This is a genomic window from Erythrobacter sp. KY5 (genome assembly GCF_003264115.1).
Taxonomy (GTDB): domain Bacteria; phylum Pseudomonadota; class Alphaproteobacteria; order Sphingomonadales; family Sphingomonadaceae; genus Erythrobacter.
In genome coordinates this window covers 19326-42472 of record NZ_CP021912.1, presented here as the reverse complement: position 1 = coordinate 42472, position 23147 = coordinate 19326, and the positions used below count along the sequence as shown (strand labels likewise).

The 23147-nt window shown below is 59.2% G+C and carries 20 protein-coding genes and 1 pseudogene; 18 read left to right on the top strand and 3 right to left on the bottom strand.

Going from position 1 to position 23147, the window contains the following annotated elements:
* Nucleotide 1: 1 nt before the first annotated feature.
* The 7 genes from CD351_RS00200 to CD351_RS00170 all read left to right on the top strand — a co-directional run bounded on the left by CD351_RS00200 (nt 2) and on the right by CD351_RS00170 (nt 8554).
* Nucleotides 2–904 carry a hypothetical protein gene (locus CD351_RS00200; protein ID WP_111990765.1) on the top strand — a complete coding sequence of 301 codons (903 nt, stop codon included), beginning with the start codon at nt 2–4 and terminating at the stop codon, nt 902–904.
* 154 nt (nt 905–1058) lie between these two features.
* The gene (locus tag CD351_RS00195; RefSeq protein WP_111990764.1) at nt 1059–1346 is read left to right on the top strand and encodes a hypothetical protein; all 288 of its coding nucleotides are present in this window, start codon (nt 1059–1061) and stop codon (nt 1344–1346) included.
* Between the two features lie 224 nt (nt 1347–1570).
* Nucleotides 1571–2791, top strand: coding sequence for an SIR2 family protein (locus CD351_RS00190; protein WP_199797891.1), 1221 nt, complete (start codon nt 1571–1573; stop codon nt 2789–2791).
* Entirely contained in the window at nt 2788–4584 is a 1797-nt protein-coding gene (locus CD351_RS00185; RefSeq protein ID WP_162627541.1) for an ATP-binding protein, read from the top strand. Before CD351_RS00190 ends, CD351_RS00185 begins: the two co-directional genes overlap by 4 nt.
* Nucleotides 4584–4793, top strand: coding sequence for a KTSC domain-containing protein (locus CD351_RS00180; RefSeq protein ID WP_111993496.1), 210 nt, complete (start codon nt 4584–4586; stop codon nt 4791–4793). Before CD351_RS00185 ends, CD351_RS00180 begins: the two co-directional genes overlap by 1 nt.
* Nucleotides 4794–4817: 24 nt before the next feature.
* Nucleotides 4818–5930, top strand: a complete 1113-nt coding sequence (locus CD351_RS00175; RefSeq protein ID WP_234027164.1) for a DNA repair exonuclease — start codon at nt 4818–4820, stop codon at nt 5928–5930.
* Nucleotides 5927–8554 (top strand): AAA family ATPase, encoded by a 2628-nt coding sequence (locus CD351_RS00170; protein WP_111990763.1) that lies wholly within the window; start codon nt 5927–5929, stop codon nt 8552–8554. Before CD351_RS00175 ends, CD351_RS00170 begins: the two co-directional genes overlap by 4 nt.
* Before the next feature lie 184 nt (nt 8555–8738).
* Here CD351_RS00170 and CD351_RS00165 read toward each other — a convergent pair whose 3' ends face one another.
* Nucleotides 8739–9761: a YafY family protein gene (locus tag CD351_RS00165; RefSeq protein WP_199797890.1), complete on the bottom strand. Its 1023-nt coding sequence runs from the start codon at nt 9759–9761 to the stop codon at nt 8739–8741.
* 31 nt (nt 9762–9792) lie between these two features.
* Between CD351_RS00165 and CD351_RS00160 the strand changes: the two genes are divergently transcribed.
* The 4 genes from CD351_RS00160 (at nt 9793) to CD351_RS16055 (ending at nt 15092) form a co-directional block, all read left to right on the top strand.
* A complete protein-coding gene (locus CD351_RS00160) occupies nt 9793–13131 on the top strand; it encodes a TM0106 family RecB-like putative nuclease (RefSeq protein WP_111990761.1) in 3339 nt (1112 codons plus the stop codon).
* A gap of 150 nt (nt 13132–13281) precedes the next feature.
* Nucleotides 13282–13542 (top strand): multiubiquitin domain-containing protein, encoded by a 261-nt coding sequence (locus CD351_RS00155; RefSeq protein ID WP_111990760.1) that lies wholly within the window; start codon nt 13282–13284, stop codon nt 13540–13542.
* Nucleotides 13517–14710, top strand: a complete 1194-nt coding sequence (locus CD351_RS00150; protein WP_111990759.1) for a ThiF family adenylyltransferase — start codon at nt 13517–13519, stop codon at nt 14708–14710. Before CD351_RS00155 ends, CD351_RS00150 begins: the two co-directional genes overlap by 26 nt.
* Entirely contained in the window at nt 14700–15092 is a 393-nt protein-coding gene (locus tag CD351_RS16055) for a DUF6527 family protein (protein WP_111990758.1), read from the top strand. Before CD351_RS00150 ends, CD351_RS16055 begins: the two co-directional genes overlap by 11 nt.
* A 22-nt stretch (nt 15093–15114) precedes the next feature.
* Here the strand turns inward: CD351_RS16055 and CD351_RS00140 are convergent, their stop codons facing one another.
* Nucleotides 15115–16923, bottom strand: a complete 1809-nt coding sequence (locus CD351_RS00140) for a recombinase family protein (protein ID WP_162627540.1) — start codon at nt 16921–16923, stop codon at nt 15115–15117.
* Between the two features lie 330 nt (nt 16924–17253).
* Between CD351_RS00140 and CD351_RS00135 the strand changes: the two genes are divergently transcribed.
* Together CD351_RS00135 and CD351_RS00130 are read left to right on the top strand one after the other, a co-directional pair.
* On the top strand, nt 17254–17610 hold the full coding sequence (locus CD351_RS00135; protein WP_199797889.1) for an excalibur calcium-binding domain-containing protein: 357 nt from the start codon (nt 17254–17256) through the stop codon (nt 17608–17610).
* Complete coding sequence (locus tag CD351_RS00130) at nt 17598–17975, top strand: thermonuclease family protein (protein WP_369880582.1); 378 nt, start codon at nt 17598–17600, stop codon at nt 17973–17975. The genes CD351_RS00135 and CD351_RS00130 overlap by 13 nt, the downstream gene beginning before the upstream one ends.
* A gap of 239 nt (nt 17976–18214) precedes the next feature.
* On the opposite strand, the pseudogene CD351_RS00125 reads toward CD351_RS00130, so the two are convergent.
* Nucleotides 18215–19063, bottom strand: a pseudogene (locus tag CD351_RS00125) (YifB family Mg chelatase-like AAA ATPase); the annotation flags it as partial.
* A gap of 238 nt (nt 19064–19301) precedes the next feature.
* Between CD351_RS00125 and CD351_RS00120 the strand changes: the two are divergent.
* From CD351_RS00120 to yidC, 5 genes are all read left to right on the top strand, one after another.
* A complete protein-coding gene (locus CD351_RS00120) occupies nt 19302–20267 on the top strand; it encodes an alpha/beta hydrolase (protein WP_111990755.1) in 966 nt (321 codons plus the stop codon).
* Between the two features lie 112 nt (nt 20268–20379).
* The gene (gene rpmH / locus CD351_RS00115) at nt 20380–20514 is read left to right on the top strand and encodes a 50S ribosomal protein L34 (protein ID WP_111993492.1); all 135 of its coding nucleotides are present in this window, start codon (nt 20380–20382) and stop codon (nt 20512–20514) included.
* 165 nt (nt 20515–20679) lie between these two features.
* Complete coding sequence (gene rnpA, locus CD351_RS00110) at nt 20680–21057, top strand: ribonuclease P protein component (RefSeq protein WP_111990754.1); 378 nt, start codon at nt 20680–20682, stop codon at nt 21055–21057.
* A complete protein-coding gene (gene yidD, locus CD351_RS00105) occupies nt 21054–21263 on the top strand; it encodes a membrane protein insertion efficiency factor YidD (protein WP_111990753.1) in 210 nt (69 codons plus the stop codon). Before rnpA ends, yidD begins: the two co-directional genes overlap by 4 nt.
* Nucleotides 21264–21351: 88 nt before the next feature.
* A complete protein-coding gene (gene yidC, locus CD351_RS00100) occupies nt 21352–23139 on the top strand; it encodes a membrane protein insertase YidC (protein ID WP_111990752.1) in 1788 nt (595 codons plus the stop codon).
* Nucleotides 23140–23147 lie beyond the last annotated feature (8 nt).

The following is a 23147-nucleotide window of genomic DNA, read 5'->3' as shown; positions in this document are numbered from 1 at the left end:
TATGGAACGCCAAGACCCTCTCCTCGCCCTCGGACGGCTCGATGGGCGCCTGACTCACAGTCCGGCCCGCACCGCCTGGAGCATCCGTGCGCGCTTCGAAGGGGCGGCCATCGCGGCGTGCAATGCCGGGGCGCCGACCGACGCGAATGCAATTGAGGCATGGATCGCGGGGTCGGGTTCGCCGCCGCGCGCAAGCGAAGGGCTTAACGATCCGCTCGGCGTTGCGGCGATCATCCATTACTTCTTCGCAAGCCTCGAGCCCGGGACCGGAAATCGAGACCGCCAGGTTCGCCGCCTACTGCGAGGTCTGTTCGACAGCGAAGCCGAGGCATCGACCTGGTCGGGTGCAGATCTCGTCCATTACGGCCCGCTCTGGCGCGGTCTGCGTGCAATCGCGGAGGAGCGGGGACTTGAGCCGTCGGTTGGTTCGATCGCTGAGAGGTTGGCGCAAATGGCACGGTTGATCACGCGCGCTGCAGATCATTCCGAGCTGTTCGCTACGCTCCCCGATGGCCGCGCCATCAGGTTCGGTCGCGACTATCCCCGCGCTTGGTTGGTAATGGCGATGGTGCCAGTCCTCCTGCAACGTTCGGGATTGAGCGCAAATTTGCTCCCCTCGCTCGTCCCACGGCACAAGTTCCTGTGTTCGTCGATCGCGGAATGGTGTGATTTGCTGACCGAGTGCCTATCCAGGCAGGCTCCGGCAGCTGCTTTGGCTCTCGAAGGTTTTGAGCGTGAAATGGCACAGCTGAAGGACCGATATCGCCGAACCTCGCGGAGCCGTCTGACGGATGCAGCGGAGCTCCGGATCGCACTTCCGTCGATCACCCGCAACAAGCTCGCTATTGCGGTGAATGCCACGCCAGCGGGTGCAGGATATCTGATGCGTCAGCTGGAGCGTTAGCAGCCCGCCACATTCGAACGTCGTGAGTTAGGCTTTCTTTTCGCAGCCGATCGGCTATCACTTCCGCCACGAACCTTTTGCCTGCCCGACTGCATCGCCCACTCGGCTCCGTGGTCGGCAGGATTTTTGTAAGCAATCGAAAGGTTCTAATTCCATGAAACCACATGCATGTTTCCGCATCTCGGTCGACGAGCTCGCGCAGGATGTCGGCAATTACATTGAACTGGCGAAAACGCGGACATTCGAGATCTATGATCAGGGTAAGGTTGAGGTCATGCTCGTTCGGATCGAAGCGGTGCTCGAATGGCATCGTCAGCTTCAGACAAACGTACCGGCCCATCTGATGTCCGACGAGGAGCGTGGGGCACTTCAAGCGGAATCGGCGGACCTCAAGCGATGGATTGAAAAAAACGGAGACGTTTGGCCCGACGAGATCGATTAATAAAGAGGGCGGCCCGTCCGGTTTTAGCCGGGTGGGCCGCCACATGTCGGGCATGGCTGCTTGCGCGCTAGTTGCGGTCCCTAAACACCTAATGGTGCGCTCTCACAAAACGACGTTCGGCTAAAAGGTGGAAGGATGTGCGTAAAGTTCAGCAGATCTTATCTTTGAAGTCATCCCTCTTGACCCATATTGATAGCAAGCGACACAAGCAGGATTGAGTTGTCATGCTTGAGGTGAGGGAATTGAGCGTCAGTTTTCACAATCCGGACCAGTATATGGCATCGCTGCGTACGATTATCGCGCAGGGCCGGAAGCGTGTCGGTCTACTGGTGGGAGCTGGCGCGCCGGCGGGAATGGCGCGGCCCGATGGGACTCGACCGTTGATCCCGGCCGTCGCGGGCCTGACCGATTTGGTGTTGAAAGCGATCGAACAAACCTACGGAACCCAGATCAAGGGACTCCGGGGCGATCTCGAAAAGCACGATATCGAAACTTTGCTTTCACGCATTCGTTCGCTCGGCAGCGTTATCGGAACCACGAAGGTTCATGACCTCGATGCCGGTGGATATCGCGCAATGGCTGATGCCATCTGCGTCGAAATAGGGAAAATAGTCCAGGCGCGCCTTCCGGCCGGGACGACGGCGTACGGAGAACTTGTCAGCTGGATCACGGGCGCGCCCAGAACGCATGCGGTCGAAATCTTCACGACCAACTATGACCTTCTTTTCGAGGAAGCTTTCGAGCGGGTCCGGGCGCCCTATTTCGATGGCTTCGCCGGAGCACGCGAAGCGTTTTTCGATCCGGCGTCGGTTTCTGGAGACCAGTTGTCCGCGCGCTGGACGCGCCTATGGAAGATCCACGGTTCGCTGGGCTGGAAAGCAAACGCAGATGGCGAAGTCGTACGTACGGGGCAGACGGATGCGACACACCTGATCTTTCCCGAGCACATGAAATACGATCAGACGCAAAAGGCGCCCTATGCTGCGTTGCTAGATCGCTTGCGCAGCTTCCTTGCGACTGAGGACACCCTGCTGATCTCTATCGGCTTCTCTTATGCAGATGCGCATATCACCGCCCGTATTGACGAGGCGCTCGCCGCCAATCCGGCAGCGAGCGTGTTCGCGTTCCAATTCCAAAAACTCGATCAAGAACCCTGTGCTGTCGCGCTTGCGTCCCGGCGCCCAAATGTTAGCGTCTACGCGCGCGACAAGGCGATCATCAACGGCGTTGCGGCCCCTTGGCAGACTCCAGGCGAGCTGCCCACCAAGGATTGGGGGCCGATCCGGAATAGCTATTGGGCAGCACCCGACAATGGAGCCAATCCGGAATTTAAGCTTGGGGCAATTGAAGATTTTGCACGGTTCTTTGCCAATTCCCAGACGCCGCAGGCCTTCGAGGCTGCCCAGGCTCCGGCAACGCCGCCTGCGCCTGCGGCCGCCGAATGACTAGCCCCACCTTCCTTGGCAGGGTAGGCAGCGTCGCCGGCTCGACGGTGAGCGTGCGGCAAGCCGAGTCCGTCGCATCGGGTATCGCCATCATCGAAGGACGCAGCTATCGGGTCGCGCAAGTGGGGAGCTTCGTCCGGATACCCCAAGGTTACCACGATTTGTATGGCGTAATTTCTGAGGTTGGCGCCCAAGCCACTCCCGAAACACTGGTCGACGCCCGTCAACGCGGCGAGAGCTGGATGACCGTTCAACTCGTCGGTGAAATCGTCGAAACCAGTTTCGAGCGGGGGATCAGCCAATACCCCGGGATTAACGATGAGGTCCACCTGGTAACCGAAGACGATCTCGGCCGGATCTATGGTGTGGGCGACGAGGGCCAGATCACGATCGGGCGGCTCGCCGGGGCGGAGAGCATTCCCGTCCGCATCGATCTCGACCGGTTGGTGACCCGGCACAGCGCAGTTCTCGGCTCGACCGGGTCTGGCAAATCGACAACGATTGCCAGCTTGCTGCGTTCGATTTGCCATTCCGGCGGAGGAAAGCGTTGCTCGAGCGCGCGTATCCTTCTTCTCGACATTCATGGCGAATATGGCGATGCGCTCAAATCGGTGGCGCAGGTGTTCCGGGTCAACCCATCCGATGACGAGCAGGCGCTTCACGTACCGTATTGGGCGCTCGACACGCTGACGCTGCTCGATTTCCTGATGGGGCCAATGAGCGAGACGGCTCTGACCGGCGTGCTCGACAAAATTCAGGCGGCCAAGCTTGCGGTGGCCGACGGCGTTGCCGGAGTCGATGTCAATGCCCTGACCATCAACACACCGCTACCCTTCAGCCTGAGGCAGCTCTGGGCAGACCTGGTCGATCCCGAATACAAGACTTGGGCAGACAAGGAGCGGACCAACCCGGCGCTTGAGGAGGCAGGCGATGCGCAAACTCTGAAGCTGCCAAAATATTCGCCGCCGGGTCCAGGTAGTGCCTTGCCCGATATCAACCAGACCAATGTGCTGGGTATCAAGCGGCACCTTACCCAGATGCGTTCGCGCCTGCTCGACCGGCAATATGACTTCATGCTGCACCCGGGCGAGTGGGAGCCCGATCTTGCGGGCAAGTCTCCGATGGATTTGCCGGAGCTGCTCGAGGCATGGTTCGGTCACGACAAGCCGATCACCGTGCTCGATCTGTCGGGGGTGCCGAGCCAGGTTCTGGTTCGGCTGATCGGTGGAATCCTGAACATCACCTACGAAGCGATGTTCTGGGGCCGGAACCTGCCCGAGGGTGGTCGCAACCGGCCGGAACTGGTCGTCATGGAAGAGGCACATCGCTATCTTGGCCGGGACGCGGATAATCCCGCGCGCGACATGGTCCAACGAATCGTCAAAGAGGGGCGCAAGTTCGGTGTAGGGGCGATGATCGTCAGCCAGCGCCCTTCAGAGATCGACGAAACGATCCTGTCGCAGTGCGGTACGCAGTTCGCCCTGCGCCTGTCGAACAACGCCGACCAGGGCAAGGTGAAGGCGGCTCTCCCGGACAGCCTCAGCGGACTCGTCGATACCCTTCCGGTGCTGAGGACCGGGGAGGCGATCATCATGGGTGAGGCCGCGCGACTGCCGATCCGCTGCCGGATCAACTTGCCACCGGAAGGTGAGCGACCGTCGAGTGCGGATCCCGTGGTAAGCGCGGCTTGGGCGAAGGCCAAAGCGAAAGAAGATTATGAGCGGCTCGCCGCCGCCTGGAGGTCACAGGATCCCAAGTGGGGTCAGGACAACAGCACGCAGGAGAACGGATGATGCAACGCCAACCGGTCAGTTCGAGCAACTTAGCGTCCATCGGCTACGATGAAGCGACGCAAACCCTGGAGGTCGAGTTCCTCAACAACAGCGTCTACCAATACTTCAACGTGCCGCCGAATATACACGACGAACTCATGGCGGCGCCGTCCCACGGCGTCTATCTGAATGCCAATGTCAAGAACCACTACGCCTACGAGCGGCTCTGACGGATTCTTCCGATGATCCGGGTTGTGCACAGCGCCGACTGGCAATTGGGAAAGCCCTTCGGTCGTTTTCCCGATGACGTTCGCGTTGCCTTGATGGAGGCGCGGCTCGACGTCATCGATAGGATCGCCTCAGTTGCCGATGACCATGAAGCGCGCCACGTGCTCGTCGCAGGCGATGTCTTCGACAATATCGACCCAGGCGATCGCGTGCTGGTGCAGGCCCTTTCCCGCATGGAGCGGGCGAAGGTGCACTGGTGGCTCATGCCGGGCAATCACGACCATGTTCGTTCAGGTGGATTGTGGGGGCGTGTGCGTGCGAAAGCTTCGGCCAATGTCCACGTGCTCGATACGTTCGAGCCGGTCGAACTGGAGGACGGTGCCTGGCTGCTGCCTGCCCCGCTCGATCATCGCCGCACACGCGATGATCCGACGAGCTATTTGGCCGATATGGCGACGCCTGCCGGGGCGGTCCGGATCGGGTTGGCGCACGGCTCGATCACCGAGTTCGGCGGCAGCAGCGAAGCGACCAACATTATCCCGCCGGACCGCGCGCAGACCGCCCAACTCGACTATCTGGCGCTCGGCGATTGGCACAGTCATCTGCAGGTCAACGATAGGACCGCTTACAGCGGTACGCCAGAAACCGATCGCTTCCGCGGCGACGACGAGCCGGGCAGCGTTATCGTGGCCGAGATATCCCAGGGCGTGGCACCGCGTCTCGAGCGTGTATCGACCGGCCGGTTCCGCTGGCTGAGCCAAACCTGGCCGCTCGAAAATCACGCGGAGTTCGTGCGTCGTGTGATTGCCTTCAAACAGGAAGCTGATCTCTCCAAAACCTTGCTTCGGCTTACCCTGACCGGCGCCGTCTCGCTGTCCGATCGGGTCCAGATGCAAGCCACGCTGACCGACGATCTCGCCCACGCTCTGCGGTGGCTGGACGCCGACAGCGAGCAGCTCCTGGTTCGGCCGACACAGGATGACCTTGCCAATATCGACGTGCAGGGAACGCTGGCAAAGGCCGCCGCGAGCCTGCAAGCACAGGTGGACGCCGGCGGGGAGGGCGCGGCACTTGCGAGCAACGCTCTCGAGCGACTCTACGTAGAAGCGCTCCGGCTGGCGGACGAGCAACCGGCATGAAACTCCGTTCGCTCGAGTTGGAGAACTTTCGCAAATTTCGAAAGCCGATCCGGCTGGACGGCTTCGCCGACGGGCTCAACATCATCATCGAACCGAACGAGATGGGCAAATCGACCCTGCTCGAGGCTCTGCGGGCCGCCTTCTTCATCCGTCACTCCGCGAAAAGCGAACTGGTTCGATCCTATTGCCCATTCGGCGACGACGTGGCTCCCAGAGTGGGCGTGGCGTTCGATATCGGCGATCAGCACTGGCAGCTCGAAAAGCAATTTCTCAAATCGCCGCACATCCGGCTGACCGGCAACGGGAGCCGGATCGAGAGCGACGCGGCCGAAGAGCGCCTGCAAGCACTGCTCGGATTCGAACGGGGCAATAACCGTGGCAGCGACCTGGACACGCGCGGCGTGCTCGGCCTCTTGTGGGTCGAACAGGCCACGGCCCTGTCGGCCGAATCGCCGGGCCGGGTCGCACGCGACGAGATCCGCGCGGCGCTCGAAGGCGAGGTTGGGGCGATCCTCGGGGGCAAGAAATTCGACCGTATTTGCGAGCGGATCGAGGAATCCTATGGCGCATTGCGCACACTGCGCGCCGGAAAGCCCACCGGCAAAATGGCGGAAGCCGAAGCCAAGCTGGCCGCGGCGCGGATCGACGTGGCCGAAGCGCAGGAAAGGGTGTCTGAATACCAGGACTCGCTGGCGGAGTTGGAGAGCGCGCAAACGAGAAAGCGCTTGATTGAACGCGACCTCGCGGATCCCGAACAGGCTGAACGGCGTGCGAAATTGTCCGACGAGCTCAAACTGGCCGAGAACGCGCAATTGCGCCTTTCAACCGCGGAAGCCCGGCACGCGGAAGCCGAAGCGACGGTGCAAGCGACCCAAGCCGAACTCAACCGGCTCGATGACGCGACACAGCGGCTGCAGGCCGCAGAGCAGGCGCTCGCGGACGCACGCGCGGCCGTAGAGGATCATCAGACCGAATTCGAAACCGTCGCGGCGGACGAGCAGGAAAGGCGCGAGGCCGCCGCCCAAGCGCGCACTGCGCGGGCGAAGGCGGAGCAGGAGCTCCAGCAGGCGCGTCGGGCAATGGTGGAACACAACCGCCAAGTCGCCATCGCGCGCGCGCGCGAGCACCTTGCCGAGATTCTCAAGCTTGAAGCTGCGCTCGCCGAAAAGCGACCGCTCGCAGAAGGCCTGATTGCAGATGAGCGACTACAGAAGCTGGCTGCACTCGACAGAGCCGTCGCCGAAGCGCGCGCGGTCCAGGCCGCGGGCGCGATAACCCTCGATATCGATCTCGTCGGCTCCGCCTCTGTGCAGATCGACGGCGTGGATGTCGTCTCGGGCCGGCGCGAAGTAGCCAAACCGATCGAGGTTCTCGTTCCCGACATCGCGCGGATCGGCATCTCCCCGCCGGCGGGAGCGAGATCGGCGGAAGCGCAGCTTCGCTCAGCCGAGGAGGCGTTTTCGACTGAACTCGGCGAACTTGGCGTCGCCAGCTATGCAGCTGCCGTGACGCGCGATCAAACTGCGCGGACCGCCAAGCAGGACATTGCTGCTCTCGAGCGCCAAATCGAGATGAGTTGTCCGGGCGACCCGGTGCTCGAACTCAAGGCGGGTGTCGGGCCGCTTAAGGCCTTGATAGCAAGCCTGCCGGCCGCTGCCGACGCTGGCGCGGTGCCGGCCGACCTGTCAGAGTTGGAGACAGCGTTCGATGGCATGCGCGAAGCCGAGGAGATCGCTGCGGCCGTCCTCGACGAAGCCCAGAAGGCGCTTCGAGCCGCCGAGATTGCACACACCAAGCTCGAGGCGAACCACGTCGCAGCAACACACAATGCGGCGACAGCCCGAACTCTCGTCGATGAGCAAGCGGACCAGGAACGCAGCGCGATCGACCAACGGTTTCAAACGGCGCGCGAAGAACTCGGTCGGCGCGCGGCGCAGCTTTCGGAGGCGCAGGCTACTGTTGCCAACCTCGATATCGATCGGATCCGGCGAGCGATCTCGAACATCGACGTGGCCCAGCGCCAAGCGAGCGAAGAGCGGGTTCAGCTCGTGGCCCGCATCGCTTCCTTGGAGTCCCTGGTCGCGCGGGAAGGTCCGAAAGGCCCGCCCGGCATTCTTGCGGAAGCGGTCGAAGCCGAGGCCGTGGCGGAAGCGGAAGTGGCACGATGGACGCGCGAGGCGGATGTACTGGCCCTGTTGAGGGACGCTCTGCGTGAAGCGGCGGAGGATACCTCGCGCACTTTTTTGGGGCCGGTGACACGGCGGGCGGCGCGCTATGTGAACCGCATACTGCCCGAGTGCGATCTCACGTTTGACGAAACGATGGGATTGACCGCGATTCACCGAAATGGAGTGGAGGAACCCTGCGTCGATCTGAGCCGCGGAACTCAGGAGCAGCTGGCGGTTCTCACGCGCTTGGCCTTTGCGGACCTGTTGCTCGAGACAGGCGCCCCGGTTTCGCTAATCCTCGACGATCCGTTCGTCTATTCTGACGACGAACGCTTGGAAGTTATGACCGACATTCTGCTTGAAGCTTCGGAACGAATGCAAGTCATCTTGCTCACTTGCCGTGCGAAGGCTTTTCGGCATGTGGTCGGAAACCGAATAATGCTAGATCAGCGATAGGTATTTGGGATCGTTATCTTACGAAAAAAACGCACTAGAGCCTTAGCTCGCACTGTCATTTGTTGATTGCGCGTGAGGACAAAACAGGGTCGGCCGGGGTTCTCGACTGCCCGAGCTAATCAACGGGCGGCGTAATGCAGCGCTGAGGGAGCGCTCCGTTTGTATTCTACTGTTCGGGCCAGACCTAAGGGAGCGCGGGAAAATCACGACGAAAGTCATGCACGAGTTCCCTAAGAGCAGGCGGTTGCAGTACCTGCACTTCTTGCCCCCAAGCATAGAGAAACCAGCACATTTCGAGATGGCCAGAGGCACGAAATCGGACGAGCAAAGAGCCATCGCTCTCTCGTTCCGTTTCTTGGGTCGGATGAAAGACAAAACGTGCCGCATGGTCGGCGGCCGCAGGTGAGAAGCGCCAGACGACATCTCCAAATTCGTCCGCACTTTCATAGGACCCAAATCCCTTTTGCGCATGTGCGGTCAGTTCGAAATTCGGATCAGCGATGAACGTTTCGGGAAGGGCCTCGGCCTCCAGAAACGCTTCGATACGATAGTGCTGGAAAGGGGCATTCCGGCCTTTTTTGACATCCCTTGCCACAAGATAGCGCCGGGTTCCCAACAGGACTCCGTAGGGCTCGAGAACGCGTTCGCGCGGGGATTCTGCTTGTCTTCTTCGATAGATTGCTCGGAGACGGAATGGTCCCTTGAGCGCTTCCGATATCGCTTCATCGATCTTGGCATCGGCAACAGGGCGCGGTCCCGGTCTTGCAGCGTATCCGACCGCTTCGAGCAGAATTTCTTGATCTACAGCGAGTCTGGCGCGGCTGTCGGGCGGGGTGAGGGCCTGAATTTTCTGCTGCAAGTTGGTAAGGGTGCGTTTCTGCTCGGATTGCCCATCCTGATCGAAATTCAAAATTGCAAGATTTAGCGCTGCTAATTCTTCAGGACTGGGAGTGAGCAATGGTGCCAAAACGCTTGGCGGCATAAACCAACGCCGCTTTCGGTCGTCCAAATCCTCGAAGTAAGCCTGCGGAAATGTTTCCATGAGCGCATCGGTCCAGCGCTGTGCCGTCCTGTAATGGCACTCGAATTCCTCGACTATCTCTTCAAGGGAGATGCCTGTTCGGCGAGTGGCCAGCATGGCAAGACGAAGCAGATCAACGGCTTTTGAAAATGACATGGAGCAAGCATGACAGATTTTGTCGTGCATTTCATCTACACGGCAGGAAAGGGGAATTCCAATGCAACGAATTGATGGCGAAATCCGCCTCTCCGCTAGTGACCTAATGCGCTTCCAAGGTTGCCGACATGCAACGACGATGGACTTGGCGTATCTGAACGGGGAGGGACCATCGCCGAAAGCTGACGACCCGGAAGCGCAACTCCTTCAAGAGCAGGGCGATCGGCACGAACTCGACTTTCTTGAGCGCCTCAAACGTGAAGGGACAAATGTCGTAGAGATTGAAACCAATGATCGCCCCATCGCGGAATGCGTCGATGCAACAATCACGGCAATGCGATCCGGAGCAGATGTTGTTTTCCAAGGTGCCATACTTGGTGAACAGTGGGGCGGCTATTCCGATTTCCTCGAGCGTGTCGATCGTCCCTCACAACTCGGCGACTGGTCATACGAGGTGGTCGATACAAAGCTGAAGCGTCAGCCCGATCCCAAGCATGTGCTTCAGCTTTGCCTCTACAGCGACTTACTTGCCGATATGCAGGGAGTGCATCCGGAGCTTGCGCATCTAGAACTGGGCGACGGCTCGCGATTTTCAGTTTGTCTGTCCGAAGTCAGCGCTTATGCAAGGCGTGCGCGCAGCCGCTTAGAAAGCTTCATCAACGAGGGACCGGAAACACATCCTGAACCGGTGCCCGCTTGCTCGCTCTGTAGATGGGCGTCTCATTGTCGCAGCGTCTGGGAAGAAGAGAATTCTCTTGCGCTTGTTGCGGGTATGACGCGCTCGCAACGAGACAAGGCGCGCGCAGATGGCGTGAAAACAATGAAGGAGCTTGCGGTTCACGACAGGCGAATCCCAAGACTCGCAAAGGAGACCCAAGCAAGACTGCAGGTCCAGGCGAAGCTCCAGCAGCAACGCCGCGATGGAGGCGAACCGACTTTCGAGCTTCGAGACCCAGTGGTTGGTCGAGGTTTTGATTTGCTTCCAGAACCTGACGAAGGCGATGTTTTCTACGATATTGAAGGCGACCCGTTCTATCCCGGCGGGGGACTTGAATACCTTCATGGGCTTTGGTTTCGCGACAACGACCAGTGGCATTTTCGCGCGTTTTGGGCGCATAATCGCGAGGAGGAAGGCGACGCAGCTCGGCAGTTGGTCGATTTCCTGTCGGAGCGCATGGCGCGATATCCGAACGCACACATCTACCACTACGCTAACTACGAGATTGCCGCTCTGCGTAAGCTGACCTCCGTGCACAGGACGCGCGAAGCGCCGCTTGATCAGTTGCAGCGAGAGCGACGCTTCGTCGATCTGTACCGCATCGTATCGGGTGCGATGGTGGTGTCCGAAGATGGTTATTCCATCAAGGATCTAGAAGCTTTTTACATGGAGAAGCGCGACGCCGAAGTCTCCACCGCCGGTGCCAGCGTGGTCTTTTACGAGCAATGGCGAAACGACCAAGACGACACATTGCTCGAGAAGATCGAAGACTACAACAGAACTGATTGCATCTCGACACAGCTGCTCTTGGACTGGCTTGTGAGCGCGGTGCGACCCGACAGGCCATGGCCCAAACTGGGCGATGCGCCAAGCGACGCCGCCGACCAGAAAGTGGCGGAGCACCAACAGGAAGATGAAGATTTGAAGAGACGCCTCGAGCCACTCGCGCAAAATCTGGGCGAACCGGTGGCGACCCTACTTTTCGATTTGAGCCGCTTTCATGAAAGAGAGGATAAGCCGGCATACTGGGCCATTTTCGACCGACTGTCGCAGGAGAGCGAGGAACTGCGCGATGACCTCGATTGCTTGCAGGGGCTCGAGGCTATCGGCGCCGCTGAGAAAGTGACCGCGCGTTCGGTTGAGCGAACCTATCGCTTTCCAGAACAAGAGACGAAGCTTCGTGAAGGCAAGCGTCCCTGTATCAAGCCGGAAAGCATGCCGGAGGATGTCGGGATAACGGCCTTGGATATGAAGCAGCGCACGGTCACGATCCGGCGCTCATCATCCAAACCACCGCTGCCCGATACGCTGGACCTTATTCCGCCGCGTCCCTTCCAAAATAAGATCCTCCGCAATGCAATCATGGACGTGATCGACCGGTTGATCGCGAATGATCCCGCTCTTTCCGCAGTGCGTACTCTGCTGACCAAATCGCTTCCCGAACTGACAGGCCGCGCCGAAGGCTCGCAGATCATAGCGCCAGACAACGAGGTGGTCGAAAGTTCAAGTCAGGCAATCCAGGCAATGAACGACACGACCATCGCGATCCAAGGGCCTCCTGGTACAGGCAAAACCTATGTTAGTGCGAACGCCATCGTCGATCTCTGCGCCTCCGGCCAACGTGTTGCAGTTTCCTCGAACAGCCACCGCGCTATCGGCAATCTTCTCGTTGCAGTCGCACAACGAGCGCGAGAAAAAGGCAAAAACTTCAACATCGTGCAGAAGGTCTCCTCGCCCCCGGATGGTCCAGATGATCCCATGATAACGGTGGTCACCGACAACAAGGCGGGTGAAATTGGCAATGCGCACATCGTAGGGTCGACCGCTTGGCATTTCGCGCGCTACGACGACATGCCGTTCGATCATTTGATGATCGATGAAGCGGGTCAGGTCTCATTGGCAAATGTACTCGCCATGGCGAGATGCGCGAAGAACATATGCTTGGTTGGCGATCCGATGCAGCTACCGCAACCGCTTCAAGGTGCACATCCCGGTGAAAGCAGTTTGTCCAGCCTAGAGTATTTGATTGGCCAATACCGGGTTGTGCCACAGGAACGTGGGATATTTCTCCCGGTAAGCAGGCGAATGGGATCCGAGATCTGCGATTTCATCTCCACCGCAGTTTATGAGGGGAAGCTGACAAACGATGCTGGCGCGGCAGCACAGAGCTTGCTCTCGACCGATGGAAATGACCTTTCAGGCGCTATCCTCACTAGCGTGGAGCATAGGGGCTGCACTCAAGTAAGCCATGAAGAGATCGCGAGGATCCAAGAAAAGGTTGGGTCGCTGGTCGGCGCGACTTATGTCAATCGCGAAGGAAAAAGCCGAGTGATCGCCCATGAAGATATCCTCGTCGTCGCGCCGTATAACGCCCAGGTAAACCAGCTGCGGGAGCAACTTGATCCGCAGGTCCGAGTGGGCACTGTCGATCTTTTCCAGGGGCAGGAGGGACCGATTTGTCTTGTCTCGATGACGACATCGAGTGGCGCGGAAATTCCTCGCGGGATAGACTTCTTGTTTTCAATCAACAGATTGAACGTAGCTATCTCCCGGGCGCAAGCTCGCGCTGAGGTCATTGCAAACCCTGCATTACTCGACATCAAAGTGGGCTCTGTCGACGAAATGAAGTTGGTCAACACGCTGTGTCTATTGGCAGAGCGTTTTGAGACACGCCCGCTTTAGGCGCGCACCAAATAATCCGCTACTCGCAATGGTGCATGACAGCTTTTGTCATGGCCGCCTTCTATAATGTCCGAATGACGGTCAGAAACCCGTCGCAAACGACAAATTTCGCTCGGCAAAAGCGGAAGACATCAGAGAAGGTAAAGCGAAGTGAAAGACGACAAAGAAAAATCGAAATCGGTCACCATTGTGGTCGAAGGGACACCGCACGAATGGCCGAAGAAGGAAATCTCCTACGCCGAAGTCGTGACGTTGGAAGAGCCGAACTACACGGCCAATTCCACCATCACCTACTCAGTCACCTATAAGCGTGGTCAAGGCAATAAGCCTGAGGGCACCCTGGCGCCTGGAGCGTCTGTCAAAGTCAAAGAAGGGATGCGCTTCAGTGTTTCAGAAACTGGTCAGTCGTAATCCGGACCTCGCTCGGCTCGTCGAGCGAGGTTACGCCGTTTCTTTTGATCGAAGCTATTTGATCGTCCGCGATATCCCATATCTGGGTTCCGGCATGAAGCTCCGCAGTGGAGCGATCGTCGCGCAGCTGATCGCGGTCGACGGTGAGCGGATGCGGATAGATAATCACCAGGTGTATTTTGCCGGATCGGCCCCGCATGGACTCGATGGCAAGCCGATTCCCAACCTCAATGACCGCCGCGCATCAGTGGCTCTCTCAGCTCAGCACGGTGATGTTGTCGTCGAACGCCGTTTTTCGAACAAGCCGCGGAGTGGAGCATTCAAGGACAACTTCGAAAAGATCGAGAGCTATGTCCGTATCATAAGTGCGCCGGCGACAGAATTGCATGATGTCACCGCCCTTACCTTCAACGTAGATGAAACAATGGTCGAAGACCTGATTTTCAAACTCAACGACACCCTAACTAGCCGGGCGGGGATCGCCGAGCTTAATGAAGGTTTTGAAGGCGAGAAAGTTGCCATTATCGGTCTTGGTGGGACTGGCTCCTATGTGCTCGATTACGTGGTGAAGGCCCGAATTCCGGAAATCGTGGGTTTCGACGGCGACGAGTTTCACGTGCACAATGCCTATCGATCACCTGGGCCATTGAGCAAGGACGAGCTCGGCTTGCCTAAAGCTGAAGTTTACCAACGGAGGTACGAGCCTTTCCGCAATGGTCTCGCACTCAAAAAGCTTTATATCGATAGCACGTCAGCTGACGACTTGGCTGGCGTCACTTTCGCTTTCGTTTGCGTTGATAAAGGCAGCGCTCGCGCAGAGATCTTCGACCTGCTGATCGGACTCGAGATTCCGTTCATCGATGTGGGTATGGGACTCAAGCGCAAGGATGAGGGGCCGATCAACGGCATGATGCGCACGACTTTCTTTCCGAGCGACCGGGCCGCAGTGCTGAGAGGCAAAGGGTTGGCGGAACTCGAGGATGCGCCGGATAACCTATATCGTGACAATATCCAGATTGGCGAACTGAATGCGCTCAACGCATGCGTTGCCGTCATTCGCTATAAGCAGCTACGCGGCTTCTACCGTTCTGACGAGCCCGTTTTGCACGCCTTGTTCGAAATCGCCGATCTGAGCGTCGTTAGCGAAAGCGATATCGATGAGCTTTAGGGTTGAACGCGTCCATTACATGCCAAGCGAGCTGCTTGAAGGCATTTTGTATGTGTCCGATGAGTTCGAGACTGCGGCGCATCTTTGCGCCTGCGGATGCGGCGAAAAAGTTCGCACCCCTTTGCTCCCAACGGAATGGCAATTAACAGGTACAGACGCTGAGCCGACCCTGCGCCCGTCCATAGGGAATTGGCAGAAACCGTGTAGATCGCACTACCTCATAACCGACGGTGGTGTCGTCTGGGCACCAGCGTGGTCAGAAGAGGAAATTCTGGCCGGCAGGCGTAGCGAAGAGCGTCGGCGTGAAGCCTATTTTGCAGATCGCAATGCGCCTTGGTGGAAGCGCCTCTGGAGATGGATCAGGGCTTTCCTTTCGAAGTGAATTCGCCGCGCCGAGTGGTTACCTAGACAGTATTTTCGGTCTCATCTTCAGATGAGCTCGGCCACATTCCGCGACCGTAAAGATTGCGAGGATCAATGGCGCGCTTGGGTGCTGGAAAGCCATACAGCTTGCGCTGCACGGCCCAGTCCGTCGGGACGTTGGAATTGAGCAATACCTTTCGATTGAGGCCGGGCGGCTGCGTCCCGTCGAAAACCGCGGTCACGATGTCAGGAGCCAGATAATTTAGCCGGATCAAACGCGCGAACTGCGCCGTGCGGCAACCATGCATCCTGGCCAGCGCATCGAGATCGAGCGCGCGGTTCTCTTCCACGAGCCGCTGCGCCTTACGTGCGCTTCGAACGAGATCGACAAGTTTCTTGTCTGGCTTCCCTTTGCAGGATGCCTTTCGCGGATTGATATGCAGCGATGGCCAGCGCTCTGCAGTCACGGCCCTGACGGCAACGATATGCTCGTACCGGGCATCGCTGCACGACCAGTTTGATGGACGCCCGCGGAAACTCATCTCGCTCTTCCAGTCGAGATACCGACGGACCTCAAGCATACGAAACTCGATTGAGACCTGGTCCTCGCCAAGTTCCACACGATGCGCGATCGCCTTGAACAGCTCATGCAAATGCGGCTTCGGGGTCGCCATCAGTCGGTCGGATGCCGCTGGCCCCTTCGCTGCCAAGGTTTCCAGGTTTTCGCCGAACAGACCCAGTCCTTTGAGCGCCTTTCGCAGCTTGATGCGATCGCAAAGAAAGGCTGCGACTGCCGCCAAAACGACCTCATCAAGCTGGTCGGCGCTCGCACGATACTGCCTGAGAAAAAGCTTCTGCGACCAGATGGCGTTGCTCGAAACGTAAGTTTTATAGAACTTGCCCCAATGCCACTTCAGGTCGAGCCGCATATGGCGTCCGAGGTCGTCCCAAAGCAGCCCTGCAAGGAAGTGGTCGGTGTCGCGATTGTTCGGCCTTCGCTTCTTGCGCTGCTGGCAGATTACCTGCGCTTCGTCCCAAGTTTCGCGCGTGATGAGCGGCTCGTGTTCTCCCGGGTAGGTCGTATCGTGGCCCCGGATCTCTCCGACATACATCGGGTTTTGGACGATCGCGTAGACCGTGCTGGGATTGATCGGATTGCCTCCGCGCGGCTTGCCGCGAGGAGAGTATTTGACAGAGCTGCAAAGGCCCCGTTCGCGCACTGCGGTCATGACCTTTGTGTAACGCCTTGTCCGCAAGAATTCTTCGAAGATGAAACGGACAATTTCTGCCTCCGGCTCGTCGATCTTGAGACCGTCAGGCGTGGCAATGTAGCCGAATGGCGGCAGACCGCCGTGCATTTTGCCATGCCGCTTGCGGGTACGAATGCTGTCTCGAACCCTTTCCGCGATAAGCTCGCGCTCAAACTGCGAGAAGGTCAGCAGCACGTTGAGGATCATGCGGCCCATGCTGTCGGACGTGTCAAACGCCTGTGAGATAGAGACGAGCGCGATATTGCGGCGATCAAAGATCTCGATCATCCGCACGAAGTCAGCAAGGCTGCGCGTCAGCCGGTCGATCTTGTAGACGACGACAACGTCGATCTCTCCTGCTTCGATATCCTGCATGAGCTGCGAGAGGGCAGGGCGATCCATTCCGCTCCCCGAATGACCGCCATCGTCGTATCGGTTCGGTAGCTCGACCCAGCCCTTGTACTGTTGGCTCGTAATGTAGGCGCTGCTGATTTCGCGCTGCGTCACCAACGAATTGACGTCGTGCTCAAGGCGCTGATTGGTGCTCTTACGGGTGTAGATTGCGCACCGTTTCAGCGGTGCGATAGTTTCGATATCCATCCACATTCTCCCACGAATTTCGACCCATCGCGCCGTCAAGATCGGTGGAGAGGGCGCTAGCGCTGAATGCGGGGATTTGCGCGGCTGTGCGAACACGAATGCTTCCACTTACCCATTAAAAGCAGCTTTCCTACAGGTAACCTATTTGGTTATGTCGCTGTTGAAGGAGGCAGAAATGCTGGAAATTGACGCGACTTTAATTACTGCCATTGCAGCTCTCATCTCGGCGATAGCTACGCTGGTCTGGGCGATCAGACGAGATGCGAAGAACGAGTGAACGCAGGCTTAGCTTATTGCGAATTGCCAATAGCTGGCAGAAGGGGAGCAAGTATGGAGGATCGACGCGAAGCCAGGGCAGCGTGGATAGCTAAAGCAGAATTCACAATTTTGCTTATCCTCCAGGTGGCGATGCTCATCAGTGCTTTGGTGTTTGTCGCCTCCTCCGCTGTATCCGCGCATCCCGGCCGAACCGCAGCTGATGGCTGCCATAATGATCGCAAAAACGGTGGCCGACATTGCCATGGTGGTCCCGCCGAAAGCCAACCAGCAAGGAACTCGAGCGGCGGCGTGTACTATCCCAACTGCGCCGCGGCCCGTGCCGCGGGCGCAGCGCCCGTGCGACGGGGACAGCCCGGATATGGTCGGCATCTCGATCGGGATAATGACGGGGTGGGATGCGAGAGATGAGCTTCATTTTTGCCATCCTCGCAGCCAGCTCGCCTATTGGGGTTTGCCCATCCTCGGGGGTCAGGATCACGTGCGTACACGATGGTGACAGCTTTATCGTTGAGCGCGAGCGGATACGCATCGCCGACATCGATACGCCAGAACTCGACGGGGCCTGTGAGAGCGAACGGCGCCTGGCGATCCGCGCCCGTGACACGCTGGTGAACTTATTGAATTCGGAGCGCCACAACATCGTCCGCCAAGGCACCGATAGGTATGGTCGGACGCTTGCCATAGTTACGAACTCCCGCGGATCGATTGGCGACCAGATGGTAAGTGCTGGTGTGGCTCGGACTTGGTCGGGTCGTCGAGAGCCATGGTGCTAGACTGGTCGAAAATTCATGGAAAGACCAGGCTTCCGCCGACGCTTTGCCTTGACCGAATTAGCATCAGCGTTGCGATAAATTGCTCGACGAGATTGCTAAATCCGCTGTTCGGTAAGAAAATCTGCGGAAATCCGCCTGATCGAATAAGCTACTTATATTGAATAGCTTTTCGTAGGTTGCTTTGCCATGACGGGTGAGAATCTCACCGTTCCTGACACGGAATCTCGTTTGCCGTGACTTTTATCACCCCCTCCTGTCAGCGCTGCCATGCTCGCCGAATGGTGCGGGGCGCGAAATGGGCGCGCCCGGCTTATGCGTCCTGCCTCGAGCAGCCCGGCGACCGACTGCACCATCGACACTTCGAGCGCCTCGGATGGCGAGAGTTCGGGAAGAATGCCGGGAAGGCAGGAGGCGAGCAGGCTTTTGCCCGATCCCGGCGGCCCGATCATCAGCAGGTTGTGCCCTCCCGCCGCCGCGATTTCGAGCGCGCGTTTGGCGGTTTCCTGGCCCTTCACCTGCTTGAGATCGGTGACGGCTGGCGCCTCTTCCACTTCGCCGCGTGTCGGCTCTGCGAGAACCTGCGTGCCTTTCAGGTGACCGAGCAAGGATGCAAGATCGCGCGGGGCGAGCACTGGCACGCCGCTCGCCCATTTGGCCTCGGCGCCCTGGCTCGCGGGGCAGATAAGCCCGCATTCCTGACTGCTTGCATGGAGCGCGGCGATCAGAACGCCGGGCGATGCGACCACGCGTCCGTCGAGCGAGAGTTCTCCAACCGCGATCCAGTCGCCGAGCTGTTCGGCATCGGTCACACCCATCGCCGCCAGCAATGCAAGCGCAATGGGGAGGTCGAAATGCGAGCCGTCTTTGGGCAGGTCAGCGGGTGAAAGGTTAATCGTGATCCGCTTGGGCGGCATCGCCAGCCCCATCGCCGAAAGCGCTGCCTGTACGCGTTCACGGCTCTCGCTCACCGCCTTGTCGGGCAGGCCCACGATAGAAAAGCGCGGCAGTCCCGGGGCCACCTGGCACTGGACTTCGACCTTGCGGGCTTCAAGCCCGAGATAAGCAACGGTTTGGACAAGCGCGACCACGAACGACCCCCAGTTTACACGGTGCACCTGGGGGCCTTTTGGATGGCTTGAGCGCCTTTGTCGAGAGGCATGGGCCGGTTAACACCCGTAAGTCTCGCACGCTTACGCAGCGAACGCCGCAAATGGGATTGTCAATTATAAACAGAAGCTTGTTCGTTACATAGGTTTGAATGCGAAAGGACTTCGCAAGCATAAACCTTGGCACTTCCTGAACCCCGGCAAGGTTACTCCATGGAGCATGAAACGGATTGCCTTTCTGCTCGCCGCTCTTCAGCTGGCCATGGCCGGTCTGGTCTTTGCAACGCCCGCATCGGCGCAGCATTCCGTCTCACCCCAGTTCGGCAGCGCCCGCACGGTGGCGACCGAGAGCTGGATCGAGGAATGGGACCCGGTTGCGCGCAGATGGGTGCGGGTCGAAGCGGACGCCGGGCAATTCGACAAGGCGTCGATGCCCACCATCACTACCACGATCGTGAATGGTACCATTGTAAATGGCCAGAAGGTCGCTGAAGCGCGTTCCGCTGCACGTTATGCTCTTCCAGCGACGCCGCGCACTTCGCCGCGGATGCTTGCGCAGTACGGTCCATTTGTCGTCACCAGCGAGACCCGGGTTAAGATGGTCGGTTCGACCGACAGTTCTACGCCGCGCCATTTCGACGCGATGATGCACGACTTCCCGCAGCTCGAAACGCTTGAGATGGTCGAGGCGCCGGGGACCACCAACGACATCGCCAATCTCGCGGTTGGCCGCCGCATTCGCGCAGCGGGCCTGTCGACCCACGTGCCGCGTGGCGGCTCGGTCCGTTCAGGCGCGGTCGAGCTGTTTCTTGCAGGTGTCACCCGGCAGGTCGATGACGGTGCGCAGTTCGCAGTCCATTCGTGGCTCGACAATCATGGGCGCGAGGCCGACGATTTTGCAGCCAGTGATCCTGCGCACAGGCTCTATCTCGATTACTACGTCGAAATGGGCATGAGCGAACGCCGCGCGCATGAATTCTACGCCATGACAAATTCCGTCCCGCACCGCACCGCGCTCTGGCTCGTCGCTGACGACATGCGCTTCTGGTTGCGCCCCGAGCAGGCACCACAGCCGCAGATCGCCTATCTCGATGTGACCGCAATCGATTTGCCGCTGATCGCAAGTGCGCATTTTGCGCTCGCGCGAATCGACACGCGCCTTGACTCTCCTCGCGCTTTCCCATAGGCGCGCGCCTTCAGATTTGGCTGGTTCACCAACCGGCCGCATTTTGGACGCCGCGATCCGTGGATGGGACACCCTCCCGCAAGCAGCTTCCAGCCAGTTATTCGAGGACGATATGAAGCGGACTTTCCAGCCCAGCAATCTCGTGCGTGCCCGTCGGCACGGTTTCTTTGCGCGCAAGGCAACCCCGGGCGGCCGCAAGGTCATCCGTGCACGCCGCCGGCGCGGTCGCAAGAAGCTCAGCGCTTAATTCTTTCGGCGCCCTCAGGCGCCGGGCGCGGGCCATCCGGCCCGCTTGGCTTTCGCCGCATGAGCGGCGGCGCGCAGTCGCGCTTGCGGGCTCCCTTCGGGAGCCCGTTTGCATTCCTGCCAAACTGTTCGGCCCGTCCGATCAGCATGGTATAGGCCATCGTCAATGCCCACCGTAATCACCAGACGCGCTGACTTTGTCGCGGCCAATAAAGGTTTGCGAAACGCCAAGCCGGGATTCGTGCTTTTGACGCGTCCGAACGATGGCGAGGGCATGCGCTACGGCATCACGGTCACGAAGAAGATCGGCAATGCGGTGGTTCGCAACCGGATGAAGCGGCGCTTTCGCGAGCTTCTTCGTGCCGCACTTCCTGAAGGCGGGCTTGCGAATCACGACCATGTTCTGATCGGGCGTTCTGGCGGGGTTGAGCGCGACTATTCAACAATGGTCGAGGAGCTTCACGCAGCGCTGAACCGGGCACAGGAGGGCAAAGGCGATACGCCGCGTGGCCGCCGACCCCGACGCGGGAATAAGCGCAGATGAAGCATGTGCTTATCTTCATTGCACGTTTCTGGCAGCTTGGCCCGTCGCGGATATTGCCGCCCACTTGCCGCTATTCCCCCTCTTGCAGCCAATATGCGATTGAGGCTTTAGGTAAATATGGCGCTCTCAAGGGTGGATGGCTCGCCGCAAAGCGGCTAGGGCGCTGCCATCCATGGGGAGGTCACGGTCATGATCCGGTTCCATGAGGGGCTAAGCGGTCCCTCGAAGGGCTGGAAATACGGACTGTCATACCCACATAACACACTTCAAATGGTTTCTCGCTAGGGCATAATCTTGGACAACCAGCGCAACATCCTGCTCGCCGTGGTGCTTTCGGGCCTACTCATTCTCGGATGGGACATCGGCATGCGGTACTTCTACCCGCAATCCGACGTGCCCGCCCCAAGCGAAATCATGTCGGGCGCGGCCAGCGACCCTGCCTCCGCTGATCCGGCGGCTCCTGCGAGTGCGGGCACGCCGGGCGATCTGGGCGAGGGCGATCAGGCTACCGGACCCGCTGATCTCGACATCGAGCTGGCGAGCGAAACGCGCGTCACCATCGATGCGCCACGCGTTGCCGGTTCGATCAACCTCGTCGGCGCGCGCGTCGATGATCTTGTGCTCAAGGATTACGACGAGACAACCGAAGACGGCAGCGATCCAGTGCGCATCTTCGCGCCCGACCGCACGGACGAACAGCATTTCGCCGAATTCGGCTTTGTCGTGGGCGGTCAGCGCATGTCGAGCCGCGCGATCTGGGAAGCCGATGGCGAAAGCCTGACCCCTGAAACGCCGGTCACTCTGTCGCGCACCGATGAGAACGGCATCACCTACCGCGTCACCTTCTCGATCGACGACAATTACATGATCACGGCGCAGCAGACGGTCGAAAACGGTTCGGAAAATGCTGCCATCGTTCAGCCTTTCGCGCTCATCAAGCGCACCAGCGAGACCGCTTCTCCTGACCAGTTCATTGCCCATGCCGGCCCCACCGGCGTGTTCGATGGCTCCCTGTACGACCCCAATTCCTACGATGAGCTCGCCGAGCTTGGCCGCGACAATCCGGCGGGCGCGGTTTCGTGGCTCGGCTTTACCGACAATTATTGGGCGAGCGCCCTGATCCCGGGTGAGGGGCAGGCCGACGCCGCAGGCTGGCGCTCACTGGGCGACCAGCTGTTCCGGGCCGACATGATCTATGATGCCCAGACGGTTCCGGCTGGCGGATCGCTCACCAAGAGCACGCAGCTTTTTGCAGGCGCCAAGGAAAGCGCGGTCCTCGACGCTTATGAAGATACCGGCATCACCTATTTCGGCAAGGCGATCAGCTGGGGCTGGTTCGAATGGTTCGAAAAGCCGCTTTTGTGGCTGCTGCGCACGCTCAACGGCCTCGTCGGCAATTTCGGCGTCGCGATCATTCTCTTGACCGTCATCATCCGCGGTCTGCTGTTCCCGATTGCGCAGAAGCAGTTTGCGTCGATGGCGCAGATGAAGGCCGTCCAGCCCAAGATGAAAGCCATCCAGGAGCGCTACAAGGACGACAAGCAGACCCAGCAGCAAAAGATCATGGAACTGTACAAGGAGGAGAAGGTCAATCCGCTCGCCGGCTGTCTGCCGCTCCTCATCCAGATCCCGATCTTCTTCGCGCTCTACAAGGTGCTCTACCTCGCCATCGAGATGCGGCACGAGCCGTTCCTCTACATGAGCGACCTTTCCGCACCTGACCCGGCGAAGATCCTCAACCTGTTCGGCCTTCTGCCTTACGACGTGCCCGGTTTCCTTGGCATCGGTATTCTTGCCGTGCTTCTGGGTGTGACGATGTGGCTTACCTTCAAACTCAACCCGAGCGCGATGGACCCCGTGCAGCAGCAGATCTTCAACCTGATGCCGTGGTTCCTGATGTTCGTCATGGCACCGTTTGCTGCGGGCCTGCTGATCTACTGGGTTACCTCGAACCTCCTGACGTTGGCTCAGCAAAGCTATCTCTACTCACGTCACCCGCAATTGAAGGCGGCGGCCGAGAAGGAGAAGGCCGAGATGGCGAAAAAGAAGGCCCGCGAGCAGGCCGAGAAGAGCGAGGCTTGAGCCAGCCT